The sequence below is a fragment of the Streptomyces sp. NRRL WC-3549 genome (assembly GCF_000721935.1).
Taxonomy (GTDB): domain Bacteria; phylum Actinomycetota; class Actinomycetes; order Streptomycetales; family Streptomycetaceae; genus Streptomyces.
Window position 1 is genome coordinate 241,594 of the sequence record NZ_KL585414.1, and the last position, 1,382, is coordinate 242,975.

1 protein-coding gene and 1 pseudogene are annotated in these 1,382 nt (G+C 71.3%); both read right to left on the minus strand.

The genetic code is table 11. The features are described 5' to 3' along the window. Positions 1-634: pseudogene (locus tag IH13_RS0122415) on the minus strand (phosphoketolase); the annotation flags it as partial. 9 nt (positions 635-643) lie between these two features. Then, a partial coding sequence (locus IH13_RS0122420) for an aldehyde dehydrogenase family protein (protein WP_031087166.1) occupies positions 644-1,382 on the minus strand: 739 nt, incomplete at its 5' end.

The window sequence follows — 1,382 nt, forward strand, 5'->3', positions numbered from 1 at the left end:
CGTTGAGATGCAGGATCGGCAGGACCGCGCCGTCGTGGACGGGGTCGAGGAACTTGTTGGAGTGCCAGGACGCGGCGAGCGGGCCCGTCTCGGCCTCTCCGTCACCGACCACGCAGGCGACGAGCAGATCGGGGTGGTCGAAGGCGGCGCCGTAGGCGTGGGTGAGCGCGTATCCCAGCTCGCCGCCCTCGTGGATGGAGCCGGGTGTCTCCGGGGCCACGTGGCTGGGCACACCGCCGGGGAAGGAGAACTGCTTGAACAGCGCCCCCATGCCCGCGGCGTCCCGGCCGATGTCGGGGTACGTCTCGGTGTAGCTGCCCTCCAGCCAGGAGTTGGCGAGCACGGCGGGGCCGCCGTGGCCCGGCCCCCAGACGCACAGGGCTCGCAGGTCGCGTTCCTTGATCACCCGGTTGAGGTGGGTGTGGACCAGGTTCAGCCCGGGTGAGGTGCCCCAGTGGCCCAGCAGGCGCGGTTTGACGTGCTCGGGGGCCAGGGGCTCGGTGAGGAGGGGGTTGGCCGTCAGGTAGATCTGGCCGACGGCGAGGTAGTTGGCGGCGCGCCAGTGGGCGTCGAGGGCCGCGAGGTCGCCGGCGGAGAGCCCTGGGGTGGTGGGCGGTGCGGTGGCGTCGGTCATCTGCGTCTCCTAGCGGGTGTCCGAGCCGGGGCCGTACCAGACGGTGGTGGCGTTGCAGAACTCGCGGATGCCGTGCCCGGCCAGCTCACGCCCGTATCCGGAGCGCTTCACACCGCCGAAGGGCAGTGCGGGGTGGGAGGCGGTCATGCCGTTGAAGAAGACGCCGCCGGCCTCCAGGTCGCGCACGCAGCGGCCCATCTCCTCCTCGTCGCGCGTCCAGACGTTGGAACTCAGGCCGAAGGACGTGTCGTTGGCGATGTCCAGGGCCTCGTCCAGACCGGCGGCCCGGTAGAGCGTGGCGACCGGGCCGAAGGTCTCCTCCCGGTGGATGCGCATGCCCGGGGTGATCCCGGTCAGGACGGTCGGTTCGTAGAACCAGCCCCGTTCCAGTCCGCCGCCCAGGTGCCTGGGGCGGCGGCCTCCGCACAGCACGGTGGCGCCCTGGCCGACGGCGTCGTCCACGAGCTCCTCCAGGTCGGTGCGGCCCTGTTCGCTGGAGAGCGGGCCCACGTCGGTGGACTCGTCCAACGGGTCGCCGACGGTCAGGTCGCGCATCCGGGCGGTGAAGCGCTCGGCGAACTCGTCGTACACGTCCGTGTGGACGATGAAACGTTTCGCCGCGATACAGGACTGCCCGTTGTTCTGCACCCGGGCGGTCACCGCGGTCTCGGCGGCCTTCGCGACGTCGGCCGACGGCAGGACCAGGTACGGGTCGCGGCCGCCGAGTTCGAGGACGGTCTTCTTGATC